The organism is Flavobacterium sp. GW821-FHT12A05, from assembly GCF_058807735.1.
In genome coordinates this window covers 41,876-55,878 of record NZ_JBXAQY010000011.1, presented here as the reverse complement: position 1 = coordinate 55,878, position 14,003 = coordinate 41,876, and the positions used below count along the sequence as shown (strand labels likewise).

Here is a 14,003-nt window from a genome sequence, read left to right as displayed (position 1 = left end):
ATACGAAAGTATTAGCCTAAATTATAAAAAATGAAAAAAGTAGTATTAGCTTATAGCGGAGGATTAGATACCTCGTATTGTTTGAAATATTTAAAAAATGAAAAAGGATACGAAGTTCACACTGTACTTGTAGATACAGGAGGATTCGATGCAGAAGAATTATCAGCCATTGAAAAAAGAGCTTACGAATTAGGAAGTGCACAGCACGCAAACCTTACAATCGTAGACAAATATTATGATAAAGCTATAAAATATTTAATTTTCGGAAACGTATTAAAAAACAATACTTATCCGTTATCAGTAAGTGCAGAGCGTGTTTTCCAGGCAATTGAAGCTATAAAATATGCTAAAAAAGTAGGAGCAAGCGCCATTGCACACGGAAGTACAGGTGCAGGAAATGACCAAATTCGTTTCGATTTAATTTTCCAAACCATTGCTCCTGAAATTGAAATTATTACGCCAATTAGAGATTTAAAACTTTCAAGACAAGAAGAAGTAGATTATCTAGCTCAAAACGGAGTTCACTATTCTTGGGAAAAAGCACAATACTCTATCAATAAAGGACTTTGGGGAACAAGTGTTGGAGGAAAAGAAACTTTAACTTCAAGTCAGCCATTGCCAAGTGAAGCTTATCCTTCTCAATTAAAAAAAGAAGGCGAAGAAAAAGTAACCTTACATTTCGAGCAGGGAGAATTAGTTGGAATAAACGGAAAAACTGATAAACCATCTAACAATATTGTAGCTCTTGAAAAACTGGCAAATGCTTATGCAATAGGGAGGGATATTCACGTTGGAGATACGATTATTGGGATTAAAGGAAGAGTTGGTTTTGAAGCCGCTGCGCCGTTAATTATCATCAAAGCACACCATTTATTAGAGAAACATACTCTAGGGAAATGGCAGCAATACTGGAAAGAACAATTAGGAAACTGGTACGGAATGTTATTTCACGAAGGTCAGTTCTTAGATCCGGTTATGAGAAATATTGAAACTTTCCTGCAAGACACACAAAAAACAGTAAACGGAACCGTAACGGTTTCATTAAAACCATATCATTTCTCACTTGACGGAATCGAATCTAAAAACGATTTGATGAACACAGGTTTTGGTCAATACGGAGAAATGAACAATGCATGGACATCTGACGATGCAAAAGGATTTATTAAAATTCTTGGAAATGCACAAAACATATTTTCATCTGTAAATCAATTAGATAATGATTAATTTCTGATGATTTATTCAAAAAAATAAAGCTTAATTTTTATGAAAACAAAAGCATTTTTTTTACTTCCATTGTTTCTACTATTTCTTGGTTGTTCAAGTGATAACGATACTCCGGAAAAGGAAACTTTAAAACCGGTTACGTATGAAGTTTTATTATTTGAATTTACAGCTGACACAGGTAATAATTCATCTCGATTACATTATGAAATAAAATATGCTAACCCCAATGATGTTGCTGTAAAAGGAACATCAAGTGTAACTGCCAATTATAACGGATTGATATTAACTCCTATTAAAAGAGTTCCTCCATATATTGAAATTGGTGCAAATTCTACTTATACAGAAGTTTATAATGTTGAATCTCCACATGACACACAATCATTAAGTCCTGAGCAGATAAAGACATATTACATAAAGTTTGTATCCGCAGAATTTGTTTTTGCTATTAATTAAAAAACTAGGAGATTAGACAACTTTTTAAAATTTTCTAATCTAAAACACAAAAGATATTAAGAATCGAATTCGATTTAACAATATATCTAAAAAAATAAAAATTATGATTAATATCGGAATAATTGGTGGTTCGGGCTACACGGCTGGAGAACTTATCAGAATCTTGATGTATCACCCCAAAGTAAACATCGATTTTGTTTACAGTACAACAAATGCCGGAAAGCCGCTTTCTATAGCGCACCAGGATTTGATGGGAGATATAGAAATGAATTTCACAGATGAAATCAATCCAAATGTGAATGTTGTTTTCTTGTGTTTAGGCCACGGAAAATCGATTTCATTTTTGAAAGAAAATCAGTTTGCAAGTCATACTAAAATCATTGATTTAGGAAATGATTTCAGATTGAATAAAGACGCTCATTTTGAAGGAAAAGATTTTGTTTACGGATTGCCTGAAATAAATAAGGCCGAAATCAAAAAAGCAAATTATATTGCCAATCCAGGTTGTTTTGCAACGGCTATTCAGTTGGCTTTATTGCCATTGGCAAAGCATAATCTGCTAAATAATGATGTACATATTAACGCCACAACAGGAAGCACAGGAGCAGGAGTAAGCCTTTCAGAAACTTCTCATTTCAGCTGGAGAAACAATAATATGTCGCATTATAAAGCTTTCGAACACCAGCATTTAGGTGAAATTTCAGAAAGTCTGGTTCAGTTACAAGATGATTTTGAAAGCGAATTGCTTTTTATTCCGAACAGAGGAGATTTTCCAAGAGGAATTTTTGCAACTTTATATACATTATGCGATGATAGTTTAGAGCAATTAGTTGCTAAATACGAGGATTTCTATAAAAACGAACCTTTTGTAACTGTTACCACAACAAACATCAACATGAAACAAGTTGTGCAGACAAACAAATGTATCATTAGTTTATTGAAAAAAGGAAACCGGGTTTTAATAACATCAATTATAGACAACTTAACCAAAGGTGCTTCGGGACAAGCGATTCAAAATATGAATTTAATGTTCGGATTAGAAGAAACCACAGGTTTACATTTGAAACCAAGCGGATTTTAATTAAAAGTTATGAGTTATTAGTTATTAGTTAAGTGTTATTTAAATGCTGTATCTAAAACTTCTAAATTCCTAACAAGTAATTTTTTCAGGGTTAATAGTTATAAGCAATTTAAAGTCTGTAATAACTCTTAACTCCTAACAAATAACCTTTTAACTTAAAAAAGAAATGAACTTATTCAACGTTTACCCATTATACGACATAACTCCAGTAAAAGCAATTGATTGTACAATTATTGACGACAAAGGAGTAGAATATTTAGACTTATACAGCGGACATGGTGTGATTTCTATTGGACATACACAGCCGGATTATGTAGCAAAATTGAAAAATCAATTAGACCATTTAGGCTTTTATTCGAATGCGATTCAGAATCCTTTACAGGTTGAATTGGCTCAGAAATTAGGAAAGCTTTCTGGTTTAGAAGATTATGAACTATTTTTATGCAGTTCTGGTGCCGAAGCCAATGAAAATGCTTTAAAATTAGCTTCTTTCCACAACGGAAAATCGAGAGTTGTCGCTTTTGATAATTCTTTCCATGGAAGAACTTCTGCAGCCGTTGCGGTTACAGATAATAAAAAGATTGTTGCGCCATTAAACGCGCAGCAAGAAGTTACTTTTTTACCTCTAAACCAAATAGAATTAGTTGAAGCTGAATTAGCTAAAGGTGATGTTACAGCTGTAATTATCGAAGGAATTCAAGGAGTTGGAGGTTTAGACCAAGGAACAACAGAATTTTTTCAGGCTTTAGAAAAAGCTTGTAAAAAACACGATGTTGTTTTAATTTTAGACGAAGTGCAGTCAGGATACGGAAGAAGTGGAAAATTTTTCGCTTTCCAACATCACGGAATCAACGCTGATATTATTTCGGTAGCGAAAGGAATGGGGAACGGTTTCCCGGTTGGAGCGATTTTGATTTCTCCAAAATTTGAAGCAAGTTTCGGATTATTAGGCACAACTTTCGGCGGAAGCCACTTGTCTTGTGCAGCAGGAATTGCTGTTTTAGATGTAATTGAAAAACTAGATTTACAGAAAAATGTAAACGAAGTTTATGAATATTTCTTAGAGAAAATCAAAGAAGTTGACGGAATCAAACAAGTAAAAGGAAAAGGATTAATGCTTGGAGTAGAGTTTGATTTTGATGTAGCAGCTTTAAGAAAGAAATTAATCATCGAAAAACACATTTTTACCGGAAGCGCCAACAATAAAAATCTATTAAGAATTTTACCGCCGCTTACAGTTAAAAAATCGGATATTGATACGTTTATTGTGGCTCTAAAAGAAAGTTTGCAAGAGCTTCAAAACTAAGATTACCATATAATGTTGATTCGTTTAATCGATTAACCAGTTAAACGATTAAACGAATCAACAACTAACCAATTAAACCAAAAAAATGAATCCATTATCAATTGAAAAACGCAATGCGGTTTTGCGCTCTATGGCAAAGCTGGTCGAGCAGGAGCGGAGTCAGATTATCTTAACCAATCAGGAAGATATTGCAGATTACGACGGCTCAGATTTAGCGATGGAAGAACGCTTGAAAGTAGATGATAAAAAAGTCGACGAGATGATTTTATCCTTAAATCAACTAGCCTCACAGGAAGATCCCGTTGGAGTTGAGCGTTTTCATTTTGTTCATGATAATGGAATAAAAGTCATAAATAAAACCGCAGCTTTCGGAACGATTTTAATTATTTACGAATCTCGCCCGGATGTTACAATCGAAGCGGGAGGAATTGCCTTTAAATCCGGAAATAAGATTTTATTAAAAGGAGGAAAAGAAGCTTTAAAATCAAACCTGAAAATTGTTGAATTATGGCATCAGGCTTTGGCAGAAAACGGAATTTCGAAAGACTGGGTTGAATATCTGAATTATAACAGAACAGAAACTCAGGCATTTTTAGAAAAACCAACTCAAAAGGTAGATTTAATAGTACCGAGAGGCGGCGAAAAATTAATTGAGTTTGTAAAAGCACTCGCAACCTGTCCCGTAATTGTAAGCGGACGCGGAAATAATTTTGTATACGTTCATAAAGATGCAGATACTGATTTAGCTTTAAAAATAATTTTGAATGCCAAAACCTCAAAAATATCAGCTTGTAATGCAGTTGATAAGGTTTTAATAGATTCTAAGTTACCCAATTTTGAAGGTTTTACCGCTATTTTAATAGAAGAATTAAAAGAGTTTAATGTTGAAGTAATTGTAGATAAATCGTTAGAGAATTTCGAGGACACAGAAACACTTCAAAACGAAGATATCTGGTATGAGGAATTTCTGGATTATAAAATCGTAATTGGAACAATTGATTCTGAGGAAAATGCAATTGAAAAAATTAATAAATATTGCGGTGGACATTCGGCAGTAATTATTACGAGAGATAATAAAGCCGCACAAGAATTTATGGATGCCGTTGATACAGCAGCAGTTTACCAAAATGCCTCAACCCGTTTTACAGACGGCGGACAATTTGGCCTTGGCGGAGAATTAGCGATAAGCACAGATAAATTACATCAAAGAGGACCAATCGGCCTTCAACATCTCGTAACAAACAAATGGTACGTGTACGGAGAAGGACAAATTAGGTAATTTTAGATTTTAGATTGATGATTAACGATTTTTGATTTAAGATTATTGGAATTTGAAATTTATTTTTTGGAATTTAATATAAAAATAACTTAGTGCCTTAGCGCCTTCGTGGCAAAAATAAAAGACATGGCAAAAAAACGGATTTTATTAAAAATAGGAAGTAATACTTTAACCAAAGAAACCAATCATATTTCGCGGGGAAAGATTGAAGACCTCGGAGTTCAGATTGCGGCTTTAAACGACGAATATGAATTTATTATAGTAAGTTCTGGAGCAATTGCAGCGGCAAAGCAGTTTGTAAAGCTGGATAATCAAGATAAAGATGTTTTCGTGAAACAGGCTTTAGCTTCAATCGGACAGCCTCATTTAATGCGGATTTACAATGAAAATTTTAAGGATTTAGGATTAAATACTTCACAGTGTTTACTTTCTTACTCTGATTTTGAAAAAGAACAGACCAAAAAGAACATTGTAAATACGATTAATGTATTAGTTAAAAACAATTATATTCCGATTATCAATGAAAATGATACCGTTGCCACAGATGAGATTCGGTTTGGGGATAATGACAAATTAGCGGCTTTAACGGCGGTTCTTTTAAATGTTGATATTCTGATAATTGCAACCAATACAAACGGAATTTATACGAAGGATTCTATTCACGATGAGTTTCCTGAAACGATTAAATTGGTAAATGATTTAAAAACGCTTGAAAAAGAAATCGGCGAATCAAAATCATCACATGGAACAGGTGGAATGCAGTCTAAAATAGAAGCAGCCGCAATTGCAAAAGCAGCCAACATCGAAACCTGGATCGTCAACGGATTAAATGATAATTTTATTTTAAAGGCATTAAAGGACGAAATTCCTTTTACGAAGATTGTGTAGAAAAGTTTATTTGTTTAATCGTTAATTCGGTTAATCGATTGGGCAAATAAACAGTTAAACAAATTAACGATTAAACAAAAAGACATGAATTATATTTCAATACAAGATATCGACTCATTATCAAAATGGGTTAAAAGCGCGATCAAGATCAAAAAAGATCCGCTTAAAAATAAAAAATTAGGTAAGAACAAAACCTTAGGAATGTTATTCTTCAACCCGAGTTTAAGAACGCGTTTGAGTACTCAAAAAGCAGCTTTAAACTTAGGAATGAACGTTATGGTAATGAATTTTACCAACGAAGGCTGGACATTAGAATTCGAAGACGGAGCCGTTATGAATTCAGGCGCATCGGAACATATTAAAGAAGCAGCAGAAGTAGTTTCTCAATATTGTGATATCATTGCAATCCGTGCCTTTGCTGGTTTGGTTGACAAAGAAAAAGATTATCAGGAAACCGTTATTTCAGGATTTTTGAAATACGCTACAGTGCCAATCGTGAATATGGAAAGTGCCGTTCGTCACCCATTGCAGTCTTTGGCAGATGCCATTACAATGGAAGAATACAAAACAAAACACAAACCAAAAGTAGTTTTGTCCTGGGCGCCGCATCCAAAAGCTTTACCTCAGGCAGTTGCCAATTCATTTGTAGAAATGATGCAAATGCAAAAAGACATGGATTTTGTAATCACACACCCAGAAGGTTACGAGTTAAGTCCAGAAATTACAAAAGACTGTACAATCGAATACGATCAAAACAAAGCTTTCGAAAACGCCGATTTCGTTTACGTAAAAAACTGGAGTAACTTCAACGATTACGGAAAAGTAACCAACAGCGATCCAAACTGGACCGTTACTGCCGAAAAAATGGCTTTAACCAACAACGGAAAATTCATGCACTGTCTTCCGGTTCGTCGTAACGTAATTGTAAGCGACGAAGTTTTAGACGGAGAAAATTCAATCGTGATTGAACAAGCGAATAACAGAACGTATTCGGCACAATTAGTTTTACAAAAGATTCTTAAAAAAATATAATTTTTTTGAGGCACTAAGGTTCTAAGTTTCTAAGATGCTAAGAAACGATGAGCAAAAACCTTAGTCCCTTAGAACCTTAGCATCTTAGAACCTCAAAAAAATGAACGTATCAGTAATAAAAATAGGTGGAAACATCATCGACAATCCAGCAGAATTAGAACAATTCTTAACCGATTTTTCTAAAATTGAAGGCTATAAAGTATTAGTTCACGGTGGTGGAAAATCAGCTACAAAAATGGCGCAGAGTATTGGTTTGGTGCCGCAAATGATAGACGGACGCCGAATTACAGATGCTCCAATGCTTGACGTTGTCGTGATGATTTACGCCGGACAAATCAATAAACATATTGTGGCTCAATTACAGGCAAAAGACAATAATGCAATTGGTTTTTCGGGAGCTGATGGAAATTTAATTCAGTCAGTAAAACGAAATCACCCCACAATCGATTACGGATTTGTAGGCGATGTGAAGCAGGTAAATACCAAATTACTGGCCACTTTATTCGAAGCTGGTGTTGTACCTGTTTTCTGCGCCATTACACACGACAAAAACGGGCAATTGTTAAACACAAACGCCGATACAATTGCAAGCGAATTATCAATAGCATTGTCTGAAGTTTTTGATGTTACGCTGACCTATTGTTTTGAAAAACAAGGTGTTTTACAGGATTCAGAAGACGATTCATCTGTAATTACTGAAATCAACGAAACCTTATACAATAAACTAAAAGAAGAAAAAGTAATCCATTCCGGAATGATTCCAAAATTGGACAATTGCTTCAATAGTTTATCACGAGGCGTACAGAAAATCAAAATTGGACATCACAGAATGCTCCAAAATTCAGATATTCCGCATACAACGATTACATTATAAAAAATGCTGCCACGAATTGACTCTAATTTTTTCTGTTAAAAGAGAAAATAATTTTAGACGTACATGAAAAAGTTTATTTTGATTTTAAATCTTTTGCAAAAAGAAAATTCGTGAAAATTCGTGCAATTAATGGCAAAAAAACAGCACAGCACAGTGCTTTTAGGATTTAATTTTAGAAATTTGCGCCAATTAATTTTCTGGCTAGGATTTAGAAAAGTCATCGCTTAAAAAACTTAGAATCTCAGAATCTTAGCACCTCAGAACCTAACAAAAATGAAAAATATAGATACGCTTACCCAGGAAGCAATTAGTTTATTAAAAAGCCTTATCGAAACTCCTTCATTTTCAAGCGAAGAAGATCAAACGGCACTTTTAATCGAAAATTGGTTCAATCAAAACGAAATTCCTTTTAAAAGAGAAAACAATAATGTGTGGGCTTTCAACAAGTATTTCGACGAAAATAAACCAACACTTTTACTAAATTCACATCACGATACTGTACGACCAAATCAGGCTTATACAAACGATCCCTTTAAAGCTATTGAAAAAGACGGCAAACTATTCGGATTAGGGAGTAATGATGCCGGGGGATGTCTGGTTTCGTTATTAGCAACATTTGTACATTTCTACGAAAACCAAAACCTATCTCATAATATTGTAATTGTGGCTTCTGCTGAAGAAGAAAGCAGCGGAAAAAACGGTTTGAACAGCGTTTTAAAAAGTTTACCGGAATTAGATTGTGCCATTGTGGGTGAACCAACTTTAATGCAATTAGCCGTTGCCGAAAAAGGTTTATTGGTTCTTGACGTAAAAGTAAAAGGAACCGCAAGCCACGCTGCACATCAAAACGACGATAATTCAATATATAAATCAATTCCGGTAATGGAATGGTTTAAAAACTATAAATTCGACAAAATCTCAGACGTTTTAGGTCCCGTAAAAATGACCGTAACGCAGATTAATGCAGGAAAACAGCATAATGTAGTGCCATCAGAATGTGATTTGGTCGTAGACATTCGGGTAACAGACCGTTATACCAATGCTGAAATTCTGGAAGTTGTAAAAGCAAATGTAGATGCCGAAGTAACACCAAGATCCATGCATTTAAACGCATCGTCTATTCCAATTGAACACGGTTTGGTTCAGGCTGGAATTGCATTAGGAAGAACGACTTACGGCTCGCCGACACTTTCAGATCAATCGGTTTTAAGCTGCCAGTCTTTAAAACTAGGGCCGGGAGAAACACTGCGTTCACATTCAGCAGACGAATTTATTTTTGTAAATGAAATTGTAGAAGGAGTCGACCTGTATATCAAAATACTAACCGATTTCTTTAAATTATAATATTAATCCTTGTCCTGAGCGAAGTCGAAGGATTAGGAGCTAATCCCGCTATCCGTTCCAATCTTTTCCTGGCTAAAGAAGCCAGAAAAAGGATTTCCACTGCTATCGGGGCTAGAAACACCAACAGTATAAACGACAACATTAGAATAAATTAGAAAATAAACAGCAAAGAAAGAAATCTAGAATCTAAGAAGTCTAAAATCTAAGCAGTCCAAAAATCTAAAATCTAAGAAGTCTAAAAATCTAAGTTATGAAACTTTGGGAAAAAGGAATACCAACAGATAAACAAATCGAACATTTCACTGTAGGAAACGATCGTGAACTGGATTTAGTTTTAGCAAAATACGATGCTTTAGGTTCAATCGCACACGCCAAAATGCTGGGGCAGATTGGTTTATTAACACAAGAAGAAACTACTTCTTTGGTTGATGCATTAAACGAAATCATTGCTGATATTGTCGTTGGAAATTTCGAAATCGAAGACAGTTTTGAAGACGTACATTCTAAAATCGAATATCTTCTAACCGTAAAACTAGGCGATGCCGGAAAGAAAATCCACACCGCGCGTTCTCGTAACGATCAGGTTTTGGTTGATGTTCATTTGTATTTAAAGGATGAATTAAAAGCTATAAAAGAGCAGGTAAAAACATTGTTTGACTTGTTAATGGAATCGGCAGAAAAACATCAAAATGTATTATTGCCGGGTTATACGCATTTACAAATTGCAATGCCATCGTCATTCGGAATGTGGTTTTCTGCTTACGCCGAAAGTTTAATTGATGATGTAACAATGTTAAACGCAGCTTCTAAAATTGTAGATCAAAATCCGTTAGGATCTGCTGCAGGTTACGGAAGTTCGTTTCCTATCAACAGAACATTTACAACACAGGAATTAGGTTTTGAAACCTTAAAATACAATGCCGTTGCAGCACAAATGAGCCGTGGAAAAGCCGAAAAAACAGTAGCATTTGCCATGACAAGTGTTGCGGGGACATTGTCAAAATTTGCTATGGATGTTTGTTTGTATATGAGCCAGAACTTTGATTTTATAGGTCTTCCAGCGCATCTTACAACAGGTTCAAGCATTATGCCTCATAAAAAAAATCCGGATGTTTTCGAATTAATTAGAGGAAAATGCAATAAGATTCAGGCGCTTCCTTACGAAATCACTTTAATTACCAATAATTTACCAAGTGGTTATCACAGAGATTTACAGCTTTTAAAAGAAGGTTTGTTTCCAGCAATTCAAACTTTAAAATCTTGTTTGGATATTGCTATATTTTCGATTAAAGATATTACAGTTAAAGATCATATTTTAGAAGATAAAAAATACGATTATTTGTTTACTGTAGATACTTTAAACGAAATGGTTGTAGAAGGAATGCCTTTTAGAGATGCTTACAAAGCTGTTGCAGAACAATTAGAAGCCGGAACATATAAATCTCCAAAAGAAACTAAACACACGCACGAAGGCAGTATTAATAACTTATGTCTCGATGCTATTAAAGATAAAATGAAAGCCGCTTTTTAAAAGCTGATTTCCCATAATAATATAAAACCGATTTGTAAATAATGCAAATCGGTTTTTTTATTTCTTAAAATAAGTATTTATACTTTAAGAAAATCCGGCCTAATTCTCTAAATTTGAGAATTGATCCTTTTTAAAATAAAAATATGACGCAATTTGACGAACAGGCAGCTCAGGGTCTTTATGAGAAAAATTTAATAACCGAAAATCAGTTTCAGGAAATTAAAGAATATCGAAGTCTGAATATTTTCTCCTTAAATACAGAGCTAAAACTGCTGCTTTCGATTTCAGTTTTACTATTTACTTCCGGAATCGGAATTCTTATTTATGATAACATAGATAGTGTTGGGCACATTGCGCTTTTGTCTATTTTGTTTGTTCTTATTTGCGGTTGTTTTTATTACTGTTTTAAAAACTCTAAAGGATTTCAGAGAACAGAGGCAACAACAGAAAGCCATTTTCTGGAATACATAGTTTTAACTGCAAATGTCCTCACTTGTATTTTTATAGGATATCTTCAGTTTCAATATAAAGCATTTGGAACGCATTATGGTTTGGCAACTTTGGTTCCAACCATTGTCAGTTTTGTATGTGCATATTATTTTGATAATAAAAGTGTTTTGACCATTGCCGTAACAGGTTTGGCAGCTTACATAGGCTTTTCGGTAACACCGCAGGATATTTTCAATAGCAGTAATAATTTTTACGACAATCAAAGTCTTAGTTATTCGGCAATTGCTTTAGGGGTTTTGTTAATTGTATGGACAATTTATAGTTCCAAAATCAATTTAAAAACTCATTTTGCTTTAGTTTATCTAACATTTGCCTTGCATATTATAAGCGTTGTGTCAATAAGCAATATGGTTGGGGATGAATTTACCTGGATGCTTTTTGCATTGTTTTTAGCAGGCTCTTCTGTTTATTTTTACAAAATAAGTTATCAGCTTAAAGCAATTTCGCTTTATGTTTTTATGATTGTTTATGCTTACATCGGAATTAATATCTTCTTATTTAGAGTTTTTGAACATGTTGATTTTGGCGATATATGGGTATTGTTTATCATGATATTACCAGCTTACTTCATTGGCTCGATAGTATTGTTTATTAAACTAATTAAGAACTTCAATAAAGAAATAGCCGAATGATTATACACGATAAAAACTTATTAAACAATTTAGCTTTAGTTGAAGAAGCAGATTCTTTAGAAAACGCTGGATTTATCAGTAAAGAGCAAAAGAAAATAATAAAAAACGAATTGCCGTCTTTTAAAGTTCAAAACAATATTCTGGTACGTCTAGGCTTCTTTTTGTTGGGATCATTTTTATACTCGTCGATTTGCAGTTTTATCTCTTTAATTGCATTATCAGGTGAAGAATCTTTTTTTAAAATTTGCTGTTTTCTTTTTGCAGGTGTTGGTATTGCAGGTGCTGAATTTTTGGCAAAAAACAAATATTACAGACATGGCTTAGATGATGCTTTTATTTTAGGGATACTTTTAAATGTTGGCGGAGCAGTTGTTATACTTACGGAAGATTTTGAAACGGGATTAACTCCCGCTGTTTTTGTTGCCATTGCTTCATTTTTAACCTATAAAAGATACCTGCATTTACCTTCGATGTTTGTTTTTTGTATGGCTTCTTCTGCAGTTTTATTTTTCGGAATGTTTGAAATAGGCGATATTGGTAAAACAATTTTGCCTTTTATAGCAATGTTGGTTTCTGCAGGTTTTTATTTCTTTACTAAAAGCAGAATTAAAAATTTAACGGAGGTTTACTACTATAATGGACTTTTATTAGCTAATAGTTTTTGCTTGGTTTTATTTTATCTTTCTTGTAATTATTTGATGGTAAGAGAACTTTCGGCGCAACTTTTAGGAATTGATGTTCAGCCGGGACAAGATATTCCGTTTGCTTATTTCTTTTATGCTTTTACGTTTATAGTGCCGGTTTTGTATCTGGTTCAGGCTTTAAAAACAAAAGACAGAATCTTGTTATGGATTAGTTTTGCAGCAATCGCTTTTACTATTTTTACAATCCGATTTTATTATTCTGTTTTGCCAATTGAAGTAGCTTTAACGCTTGGCGGATTAATTATGTTTGGAATTGCTTTTTTCTCTATTCAAAAATTAAAAAATAAAGAAAGCGGATTGACTTTTAAACCAGACAGAATCAATAACTCAAATGTATTTTTAAATGCAGAGACTTTAATTGTAGCTTCATCTTTGGGTATGAAACCAGAAGTAAAAACAGATTCTCCAATGGATTTTGGAGGTGGAGGATTTAGTGGCGGAGGCTCAACGGGGAATTATTAATTGTGAATGGTTAATTGTAAATTGTAAAATGATATAAGTAAAATTTGATAACAAACGAATGTGGTTTGTGTTTTACTTATATCATTTTGTGTAAATTATACTTTACTTTTCAATGCTTCGGCATCAATATCGCTGTGCGAAACATTGTAAACTGCTTTTCCATTTTTAATTAAAATCAATTGAGGAGATTCGTGGTAAACACCAAATCTGCTGGCAATTTCATTAGAAATATCACGGTGTGCAATCAAATCTAAAAAGTAGGCATGAACTACACCTTCCAGATCAAATTCCTTTTCAAATTGTTTAAGCGCCATACGGCTTATACTGCATCTTGTACTGTGCTTGAAAATTACAACAGGCTTTTCGTTTGATATCGCTTCGATTTCCATTAATTGGTGAATATCGGTTAATTCTGTCCAATTAACTTTGCTTTTTGGAGAATCTGAGTTCTCTGAACTTCCGAAGATTGAATTAAAAAAACTCATATTTGGCTTGTTTTATGACTTTTTGACGGTTTAAAATCGAAAAAATAGCGATTTTAATGTCATTTTGTCTTTGTTTTTACTGTGGAATATAATTTGAATATTGGAGAACAAAGTTATATCATTTGAGTTAAAAATTTAATGCAATAAGTTGTAATTTTAATGGTATCGAATATCAAAGAAGTAATCAATCATAAATCG

General features: G+C 33.7%; 13 protein-coding genes. 12 read left to right on the top strand and 1 reads right to left on the bottom strand.

Features of this window, described 5'->3' with window-relative positions:
• Positions 1 to 30 precede the first annotated feature (30 nt).
• The 12 genes from AC1RRQ_RS21910 (at position 31) to AC1RRQ_RS21855 (ending at position 13,320) form a co-directional block, all read left to right on the top strand.
• On the top strand, positions 31 to 1,224 hold the full coding sequence (locus tag AC1RRQ_RS21910) for an argininosuccinate synthase (RefSeq protein ID WP_493025118.1): 1,194 nt from the start codon (positions 31 to 33) through the stop codon (positions 1,222 to 1,224).
• Positions 1,225 to 1,263: 39 nt separating this feature from the next.
• Positions 1,264 to 1,677 carry a hypothetical protein gene (locus AC1RRQ_RS21905; RefSeq protein ID WP_493025117.1) on the top strand — a complete coding sequence of 138 codons (414 nt, stop codon included), beginning with the start codon at positions 1,264 to 1,266 and terminating at the stop codon, positions 1,675 to 1,677.
• 103 nt (positions 1,678 to 1,780) lie between these two features.
• The gene (gene argC, locus AC1RRQ_RS21900; RefSeq protein ID WP_493025116.1) at positions 1,781 to 2,758 is read left to right on the top strand and encodes an N-acetyl-gamma-glutamyl-phosphate reductase; all 978 of its coding nucleotides are present in this window, start codon (positions 1,781 to 1,783) and stop codon (positions 2,756 to 2,758) included.
• Between the two features lie 166 nt (positions 2,759 to 2,924).
• The gene (locus tag AC1RRQ_RS21895; protein WP_493025115.1) at positions 2,925 to 4,064 is read left to right on the top strand and encodes an aspartate aminotransferase family protein; all 1,140 of its coding nucleotides are present in this window, start codon (positions 2,925 to 2,927) and stop codon (positions 4,062 to 4,064) included.
• An 85-nt stretch (positions 4,065 to 4,149) separates the two neighbouring features.
• Entirely contained in the window at positions 4,150 to 5,343 is a 1,194-nt protein-coding gene (locus AC1RRQ_RS21890) for a glutamate-5-semialdehyde dehydrogenase (RefSeq protein WP_493025114.1), read from the top strand.
• A 126-nt stretch (positions 5,344 to 5,469) separates the two neighbouring features.
• Entirely contained in the window at positions 5,470 to 6,231 is a 762-nt protein-coding gene (gene proB, locus AC1RRQ_RS21885) for a glutamate 5-kinase (protein WP_493025113.1), read from the top strand.
• Positions 6,232 to 6,315: 84 nt separating this feature from the next.
• Positions 6,316 to 7,263, top strand: coding sequence for an N-acetylornithine carbamoyltransferase (locus AC1RRQ_RS21880; RefSeq protein WP_493025112.1), 948 nt, complete (start codon positions 6,316 to 6,318; stop codon positions 7,261 to 7,263).
• 100 nt (positions 7,264 to 7,363) lie between these two features.
• Complete coding sequence (gene argB, locus AC1RRQ_RS21875; RefSeq protein ID WP_493025110.1) at positions 7,364 to 8,137, top strand: acetylglutamate kinase; 774 nt, start codon at positions 7,364 to 7,366, stop codon at positions 8,135 to 8,137.
• A 273-nt stretch (positions 8,138 to 8,410) separates the two neighbouring features.
• Positions 8,411 to 9,481 carry a M20 family metallo-hydrolase gene (locus tag AC1RRQ_RS21870; protein ID WP_493025109.1) on the top strand — a complete coding sequence of 357 codons (1,071 nt, stop codon included), beginning with the start codon at positions 8,411 to 8,413 and terminating at the stop codon, positions 9,479 to 9,481.
• 250 nt (positions 9,482 to 9,731) lie between these two features.
• Positions 9,732 to 11,012, top strand: coding sequence for an argininosuccinate lyase (gene argH, locus AC1RRQ_RS21865; RefSeq protein ID WP_493025107.1), 1,281 nt, complete (start codon positions 9,732 to 9,734; stop codon positions 11,010 to 11,012).
• Between the two features lie 143 nt (positions 11,013 to 11,155).
• Positions 11,156 to 12,154, top strand: a complete 999-nt coding sequence (locus AC1RRQ_RS21860; RefSeq protein WP_493025103.1) for a DUF2157 domain-containing protein — start codon at positions 11,156 to 11,158, stop codon at positions 12,152 to 12,154.
• Complete coding sequence (locus AC1RRQ_RS21855; protein WP_493025102.1) at positions 12,151 to 13,320, top strand: hypothetical protein; 1,170 nt, start codon at positions 12,151 to 12,153, stop codon at positions 13,318 to 13,320. Before AC1RRQ_RS21860 ends, AC1RRQ_RS21855 begins: the two co-directional genes overlap by 4 nt.
• Positions 13,321 to 13,415: 95 nt before the next feature.
• On the opposite strand, the gene ytxJ is transcribed toward AC1RRQ_RS21855, so the two are convergent.
• Positions 13,416 to 13,805 carry a bacillithiol system redox-active protein YtxJ gene (gene ytxJ, locus AC1RRQ_RS21850; RefSeq protein WP_493025101.1) on the bottom strand — a complete coding sequence of 130 codons (390 nt, stop codon included), beginning with the start codon at positions 13,803 to 13,805 and terminating at the stop codon, positions 13,416 to 13,418.
• Positions 13,806 to 14,003 lie beyond the last annotated feature (198 nt).

What these genes read in the sequence shown, in the direction of transcription:
- AC1RRQ_RS21910 (WP_493025118.1), top strand. Translation starts at nt 31, where the DNA reads ATGAAAAAAGTAGTATTAGCTTATAGCGGAGGATTAGATACCTCGTAT.
- AC1RRQ_RS21905 (WP_493025117.1), top strand. Translation starts at nt 1,264, where the DNA reads ATGAAAACAAAAGCATTTTTTTTACTTCCATTGTTTCTACTATTTCTT.
- argC (WP_493025116.1), top strand. Translation starts at nt 1,781, where the DNA reads ATGATTAATATCGGAATAATTGGTGGTTCGGGCTACACGGCTGGAGAA.
- AC1RRQ_RS21895 (WP_493025115.1), top strand. Translation starts at nt 2,925, where the DNA reads ATGAACTTATTCAACGTTTACCCATTATACGACATAACTCCAGTAAAA.
- AC1RRQ_RS21890 (WP_493025114.1), top strand. Translation starts at nt 4,150, where the DNA reads ATGAATCCATTATCAATTGAAAAACGCAATGCGGTTTTGCGCTCTATG.
- proB (WP_493025113.1), top strand. Translation starts at nt 5,470, where the DNA reads ATGGCAAAAAAACGGATTTTATTAAAAATAGGAAGTAATACTTTAACC.
- AC1RRQ_RS21880 (WP_493025112.1), top strand. Translation starts at nt 6,316, where the DNA reads ATGAATTATATTTCAATACAAGATATCGACTCATTATCAAAATGGGTT.
- argB (WP_493025110.1), top strand. Translation starts at nt 7,364, where the DNA reads ATGAACGTATCAGTAATAAAAATAGGTGGAAACATCATCGACAATCCA.
- AC1RRQ_RS21870 (WP_493025109.1), top strand. Translation starts at nt 8,411, where the DNA reads ATGAAAAATATAGATACGCTTACCCAGGAAGCAATTAGTTTATTAAAA.
- argH (WP_493025107.1), top strand. Translation starts at nt 9,732, where the DNA reads ATGAAACTTTGGGAAAAAGGAATACCAACAGATAAACAAATCGAACAT.
- AC1RRQ_RS21860 (WP_493025103.1), top strand. Translation starts at nt 11,156, where the DNA reads ATGACGCAATTTGACGAACAGGCAGCTCAGGGTCTTTATGAGAAAAAT.
- AC1RRQ_RS21855 (WP_493025102.1), top strand. Translation starts at nt 12,151, where the DNA reads ATGATTATACACGATAAAAACTTATTAAACAATTTAGCTTTAGTTGAA.
- ytxJ (WP_493025101.1), bottom strand. Translation starts at nt 13,805, where the DNA reads ATGAGTTTTTTTAATTCAATCTTCGGAAGTTCAGAGAACTCAGATTCT.